Raw genomic sequence first — 6,112 nt, forward strand, 5'->3', positions numbered from 1 at the left:
CTGTCTGCCGGTATTGACCCGAATTCAGAAATCGAGACGGGCATTGTCGACGACCTCCTTGATGACGAAGAAGGTGCGAGTCTGGCGCACGCCGGGCAGGGCAATCAGCTGCTCGCCGTGCAGACGGTTGAAATCGGCCATGTCGCGGACGCGGATCTTCAGGAAGAAATCGAAGTCACCCGCCACCAGATGGCAGTCGAGCACGACAGGCAGCTTGCGGATCGCCTCCTCGAAAGCAGCAAAACTCTCCGGCGTCGATCGGTCCAGCTCCACCCCCACCATGACCAGAGCGCCGCGGCTGACCTTTTGCGGATCGATCACCGCCCGCACGTCGCGCACAAATCCCTCATCAAACAGCCGCCGGATGCGCCGGTGGCACGTGGCGGGACTGACATTGACCGCTGCGGCAATATCCGCGTTCGACATGCGCCCGTCCTGCTGCAGCAGGTGCAGGATCTTGCGGTCGATGCGGTCTAGGGATTCAGGCGTGAAAGAATCGTTCATCCTAGATATTTGATCCGGAATAATCGTTATCTAAAAGCTCTACAGATGCAATCAGATGATCATTGAGGACCCAAGATTGCAAGCACCTTTCATATCCTTCCTGCTAGCGTTCCGCCACCTTTCAAGAGTGGAGCTGGCAATGCTGAAACTGGATAAATTCGAACGTTACCCCCTGACCTTCGGCCCGACCCCGATCGAGAAGCTGGACCGCCTGTCGGCGGAACTGGGCGGCGGTGTGGAAATCTACGCCAAGCGTGACGACTGCAACTCCGGCCTTGCCTTCGGCGGCAACAAGCTGCGCAAGCTGGAATATATCGTGCCGGACGTGCTGGCCTCGGGGGCCGATACGCTTGTTTCCATCGGCGGCGTGCAGTCGAATCACACCCGCATGGTCGCGGCAACCGCAGCCAAGCTCGGCCTCAAGTGTGTGGTGGTGCAGGAAAGCTGGGTGCCGCATGAAGATGCCGTCTATGACCGCGTCGGCAATATTCTTCTCACCCGCCTGATGGGCGCGGACAGCCGCATCGTTGACGATGGTTTCGACATCGGCATCCGCAAGAGCTGGGAAGACGCGCTGCAGTCCGTCAAGGACGCTGGCGGCAAGCCCTATGGCATTCCCGCAGGCGCCTCCGTCCATCCCTATGGCGGCCTCGGCTATGTGCGCTTTGCCGAGGAAGTGCGGGCGCAGGAAGCCGAAATGGGCATCCGCTTCGACTATATCATCGTCTGCGTCGTGACTGGCTCCACTCAGGCCGGCATGATTGTCGGCTTTGCCGCCGATGGCCGCGCCGACCGGGTGATCGGCATCGATGCCTCCGGGACGCCGGAGCAGACCCGCGCCCAGGTGCGCGAGATCGTCGACCGTACCGCTGATCTGGTGGAACTGGGCCGTCCGGTGCGCGAGGACGAAATCGTCATCGTCGAGGATTACGCCTATCCGGCCTATGGCGTGCCGAGCGCCGAGACCAACGAAGCCATCCGCATGGCTGCCCGCACCGAGGCGATGATCACCGACCCGGTTTATGAGGGCAAGTCCATGCAGGGCATGATCGACCTCATCCGCAAGGGCAAGATCCCCGCCGGTTCCAAGGTACTCTACGCCCACCTTGGTGGCGCACCGGCCATCAACGGCTACAGCTACACCTACCGCAACGGCTGAGTTCCCCATCGACCAGTCCGGACGCGAAGCGGCAGTTCCCACTCCCCGGGGGCTGCCGTTTTCTTTTCCGGAAGCCGCGACTTCGGTAAAGCAGCAGCACCGTTCCTGCGCGGGGCGCAGCAATTGCATTGATTTCCGGATCTGGGGGAGGATGGTGCCGGCAACAGGGTTCGAACCCGTGACCCCCTGATTACAAATCAGGTGCTCTACCTGCTGAGCTATACCGGCATCTTTCGCGGCTTTTAGCATGGGTTTGGCGGATGTGCATCTGCCTTGATGCAATTTTTCCACTGGTGAGGAAAGGCCAGCAGGAAGAGGACGGCCCGGCGGAGCAGAGTGCAGCCCCGCCGGTGTCACTGTCAGGCTGCCGCGCGGCCCCAGGCGGGGAAGGGGTCCTTGAGATTGCGCCAGCTGGCCGGGGCAAAGGAGGCGGCGGGCACGAGGCAGGCGGAGAGGTCGCGGCGCAGCGCTTCCTCATCCATCGGGTCCGTGCCGATGAACACCAGTTCCTGCCGCCGGTCGCCCCACACGGCGTCCATGTAGGGCGCCATGGCCTTGTGCCAGTCCGGGTGATCCGGCCAGTGGGTCTTGGGCACGGCAGACCACCACAGCCCGCGCTTTTCGGTGCGCACCTGTGCGCCTGCCATGCTCAGCTCTCCGACGAATTCCGGCCGGGTCGCCAGCCAGAAGAAGCCCTTGGCCCGCACGACGCCGGGCCAGCTGCGGTTGATGAAGGCCTGCAGTTTTTCCGGATCAAAAGGCTGGCGGGCGCGGTAGACGAAGGAGCGGATGCCATATTCCTCCGTCTCCGGCACGTGATCTGAAAAGCCGTTCAGCTCCTTGTACCAGAGCGGATGGGTGTGGGCGCGTTCGAAGTCGAAGCGGCCGGTGCCCAGCACATCGGACAGCAGCACCTGGCCATGATCCACCTCGATCACGCGCGCCTCACTGTTGAGCGAGCGGATGATCTTGCGTGCGGCTTCCAGCGCCTCCGGTGTGGCGCTGGACACCTTGTTGAGCACGATGACATCTGCAAATTCCATCTGGTCCACCAGCAGGTCAATCAGGGTGCGGGTGTCGTCTTCGCCAAGGGACTCGCCCAGATCATCCAGCAGGCTGACCGAGCCGAAATGGCTGAGCAGGCTCGCCGCATCCACCACCGTCACCATGGTGTCGAGCCGGGCGATATCGGACAGGCTTTCGCCGTTCTCGTCGCGGAACTCGAAGGTGGAGGCAACGGGCAGCGGCTCGGCAATGCCGGTCGATTCAATCAGGAGATAGTCGAAGCGGCCAGCCTCTGCCAGGCGCCGCACTTCCACCAGCAGGTCGTCGCGCAGGGTGCAGCAGATGCAGCCGTTGGTCATCTCGACGAGGGTTTCCTCAGTGCGCGATAAGTTGGCCCCGCCATCGCGCACAAGGGCAGCGTCGATGTTCACCTCACTCATGTCATTAACAATGACAGCAACGCGAAGCCCTTCGCGATTGGAGAGGATGTGGTTGAGAAGCGTGGTCTTTCCGGCGCCCAGAAAGCCGGACAGCACGGTGACGGGAAGGCGTTTGGTCATGGTTCGCTCGTGTGGGTCTGGAGTGGCGTTCTTATAATGTAATAACATTACATTTGATCTAGCATGACATGTCCGCCTTGCCAAGAGGCAGGCAGGTTCTTCACCGGCGAAACCGTCTTGCGCGGCCGCAAGCCGCGGGGCCGGGGCTTGACCTCTGCTCTGCCTATAAATATGAATTATCTACTCAGGTATTTGATGCCGCCCGCGAAAGACTGTCCGGGCGGCTGTGCAGGGAGAGATGCATGTTTGTGGCAATGAACCGCTTCAAGGTGAAGGCTGGTCAGGAAGAGGCTTTCGAGGCCGTGTGGAAGGGCCGGGACTCGCGCCTCGACGAGATGAAGGGCTTCAAGACCTTTCATCTGCTCAAAGGTGCGGCTGATGAGGACGAGGGCATCACGCTCTATGCGTCCCACACGGTCTGGGAAAGCCGTGAGGATTTTCTGGCCTGGACCAGGTCCGAGCAGTTCCGCGAGGCGCATCGCAACGCCGGCTCCAACAAGGACCTCTACGCCGGTCCGCCGCGCTTTGAGGGCTTCGAGGCCGTAACTGGCGCCTGAGGCCGGGTCATTTCACCGGAAACAAACGCCGCGTGCCGTGAAGGCTGACGCGTGACAAGGCAGAAAGCACCATGAGCACCGAGCCCCGCAAGACCGCAGACGCGCACCCGCAGGCCCCCTCCTGTCCGGCTGGGGCGGTCAGTGTGCTTTCGCCTGACGAGAAGACGGTGGTGCAGGTGCTGCGGCTGATTTGCCTGTCCTACGCCCGGCCGCAAAGCCAGGCTTGGGAGCAGGCGCTGCTGGCGGCGCAGGCGGGGTTCGGGGCAGGGCTCGGCGGAGAGGTTGCGGTGGCGGTGATGCGGCTGATGCGGGCGATCCGCGCCGTGCGCCAGACCACGTTCCGTTTCCGCGATCCGGGTTGCCCCTGCTGCCGCACCAGCCTGTCCGATCAGGAGGGCAGGGTGCTTGCCATGGTGCGCGCCGCGCTGGCCGACCCGGTGCATCCGGCGCTGATCGATGCCATGATCCTGTGTGAGGGCGGCCCGGCAAACCGGGTGCTGCTGGAGGCGGACCGGCTGGCTGGCCTCCTGCACAGGCGCAGTCCGGCCCATCAGCAGGCCGCATAAAATCAGGTACAGTGTGTTTGCGCGGGAGAGCCTCCCGCGCAAGACGGTCAAAGGCCCATCTTGCTCCGGGCCAGATAGAGCGACAGGACGGCGGCATTCGAGACGTTGAGCGAGCGGATCTCGCCCGGCATGTCGAGACGGGCCGTGGTGTCGCAGGCGGCGCGCACGCCAGGGCGCACGCCCTTGCCTTCGGAGCCTAGCACAAGCACGGTCTTGCTGCCGAAAGTGGTCTCTTCCAGCGTCGCCGGGCCGTCGCTGTCGAGGGCAACGCGGAAGAAGCCCTGCCCGCCCATCTCTTCCAGAAACTTGGCAAGGTTCTTCACCCGCACGTGCCGGATCATGTCCAGCGCGCCGGAAGCGGACTTGGCCAGCACGGAGCCCTCTTCCGGCGCGTGGCGCTCGGTGGTGACCACGGCATCGGCGGCAAGCGCCACGGCAGAACGCAGGATCGCACCCACATTATGCGGATCGGTAACCTGATCAAGCGCCAGCACCAGTCTTGCGCCCTTCAGTTCCTTCACCCCATAGGCGGGCAGGGGATCGGCTTCCAGAATCATGCCCTGATGCACGGCATCGCGGGTGACCATGCGGTCGAGCGCACGGGGCATCTGGATGTCGACGGGCACATCAATCTTGACGCCGCGCTCCTCGAGCCGGTTCACCGCATTCTCCGTTGCATAGAGACGGATGCGGCGGCGGTCCCGGTTGCGGAAGGCAGCTTCCACGGTGTGCAGGCCGTAAAGCAGCACAGGGCCCTCCGGCGGCAGGCCGGGGCGGCGCGGGGCTGGCTTGATGAAGCCCTGTCCCTTGCCGGGACGGGCCTTGCTGGTGAAGGGGCGCCCGCGCTGCGGGCCGGAAGAATGTTCGCTCATGCCGCTCTCCTACTCTCTATATGCAGGAGGGGGAAGAGGGAGGCGGCTGACACGATCGGTTGCTGTCACAGATTCTCGGGCAGTGACTGCCCGGAGGCTTCATCCACAGACGGTCAGGAGACCGGCGCCGCAATGCAGCAAAGACGGCGCATATCCGGCCAAGCCTGTGCAAAACTTCATGAAACCGCCGGAAGCGCAGGGAAACCCTAGGGCGGCGGGAGCTGTCCTGCAGAACCTGCGAAGCGGAAAACCGGCTGACGGCGAATTTTCTTGAAAGAAATCCAAATCGGCGTTGACAGCAGGGAACCCTATCTGCATAACACGCGCCACAGGACACCCCGGCCGGTTGGACGGGGCGGTCTGTGAAGCCATCCTGACTGCTTCGGACAGAGGCTCGACGGAATGGAGGAGTGCCCGAGTGGCTAAAGGGGACGGACTGTAAATCCGTTGGCTAAGCCTACGTTGGTTCGAATCCAACCTCCTCCACCATCGTCTCCCGAAGTCCGGGTCAGCGGGTGTAGCTCAATGGTAGAGCAGCAGCCTTCCAAGCTGATGACGAGGGTTCGATTCCCTTCACCCGCTCCATCACTGGGTGCCGATCAGATTGACCGGTGCGGGCTTCGCTCGCTCAGGGTCCTGGAAAAGAACGGGAAGCAATTCGTATTGGCCGCGGCGCCTGAGATGGCTGCCGGTGCCGCCGGAAAGCGTCCCGCCTCGAACCTGACGACTAACTGCGTAACAGATAGAGAGCGACGCCGATGGCGAAGGAAAAGTTTGAGCGCACGAAGCCGCACGTGAACATTGGCACGATCGGCCACGTTGACCACGGCAAGACGACGCTGACCGCGGCGATCACGATGACGCTGGCTGAGACCGGCGGCGCGGTTGC

7 protein-coding genes and 3 tRNA genes are annotated in these 6,112 nt (G+C 63.0%); 6 read left to right on the plus strand and 4 right to left on the minus strand.

Features of this window, described 5'->3' with window-relative positions:
• Positions 1–24 precede the first annotated feature (24 nt).
• Entirely contained in the window at positions 25–504 is a 480-nt protein-coding gene (locus V6L75_RS20735; RefSeq protein ID WP_334253370.1) for an Lrp/AsnC family transcriptional regulator, read from the minus strand.
• A gap of 139 nt (positions 505–643) precedes the next feature.
• Here V6L75_RS20735 and V6L75_RS20740 point away from each other — a divergent pair, with 139 nt between their 5' ends.
• Positions 644–1,663, plus strand: a complete 1,020-nt coding sequence (locus V6L75_RS20740) for a 1-aminocyclopropane-1-carboxylate deaminase (protein ID WP_334253371.1) — start codon at positions 644–646, stop codon at positions 1,661–1,663.
• Between the two features lie 152 nt (positions 1,664–1,815).
• Here the strand turns inward: V6L75_RS20740 and V6L75_RS20745 are convergent.
• Together V6L75_RS20745 and V6L75_RS20750 are read right to left on the minus strand one after the other, a co-directional pair.
• Positions 1,816–1,891, minus strand: a tRNA-Thr gene (locus V6L75_RS20745).
• Between the two features lie 131 nt (positions 1,892–2,022).
• Positions 2,023–3,228, minus strand: coding sequence for a GTP-binding protein (locus V6L75_RS20750; RefSeq protein WP_334253372.1), 1,206 nt, complete (start codon positions 3,226–3,228; stop codon positions 2,023–2,025).
• Positions 3,229–3,470: 242 nt separating this feature from the next.
• Here V6L75_RS20750 and hmuQ point away from each other — a divergent pair, with 242 nt between their 5' ends.
• On the plus strand, positions 3,471–3,785 hold the full coding sequence (hmuQ, locus tag V6L75_RS20755) for a heme-degrading protein HmuQ (protein WP_334253373.1): 315 nt from the start codon (positions 3,471–3,473) through the stop codon (positions 3,783–3,785).
• Positions 3,786–3,856: 71 nt separating this feature from the next.
• Positions 3,857–4,351: a hypothetical protein gene (locus tag V6L75_RS20760; RefSeq protein ID WP_334253374.1), complete on the plus strand. Its 495-nt coding sequence runs from the start codon at positions 3,857–3,859 to the stop codon at positions 4,349–4,351.
• A gap of 47 nt (positions 4,352–4,398) precedes the next feature.
• Here V6L75_RS20760 and V6L75_RS20765 read toward each other — a convergent pair whose 3' ends face one another.
• Positions 4,399–5,223, minus strand: coding sequence for a TrmH family RNA methyltransferase (locus V6L75_RS20765; RefSeq protein WP_334253375.1), 825 nt, complete (start codon positions 5,221–5,223; stop codon positions 4,399–4,401).
• Between the two features lie 404 nt (positions 5,224–5,627).
• Between V6L75_RS20765 and V6L75_RS20770 the strand changes: the two genes are divergently transcribed.
• The 3 genes from V6L75_RS20770 to V6L75_RS20780 all read left to right on the plus strand — a co-directional run.
• A tRNA-Tyr gene (locus tag V6L75_RS20770) sits at positions 5,628–5,712 on the plus strand.
• 22 nt (positions 5,713–5,734) lie between these two features.
• Positions 5,735–5,808, plus strand: a tRNA-Gly gene (locus V6L75_RS20775).
• A gap of 173 nt (positions 5,809–5,981) precedes the next feature.
• Positions 5,982–6,112 (plus strand): GTP-binding protein (locus V6L75_RS20780; protein WP_334253376.1); only part of this gene is annotated, 131 nt, incomplete at its 3' end.

Origin of the sequence: Pannonibacter anstelovis (assembly GCF_036881715.1) — a bacterium.
In the GTDB taxonomy this organism is placed as follows: Bacteria; Pseudomonadota; Alphaproteobacteria; order Rhizobiales; family Stappiaceae; genus Pannonibacter; species Pannonibacter anstelovis.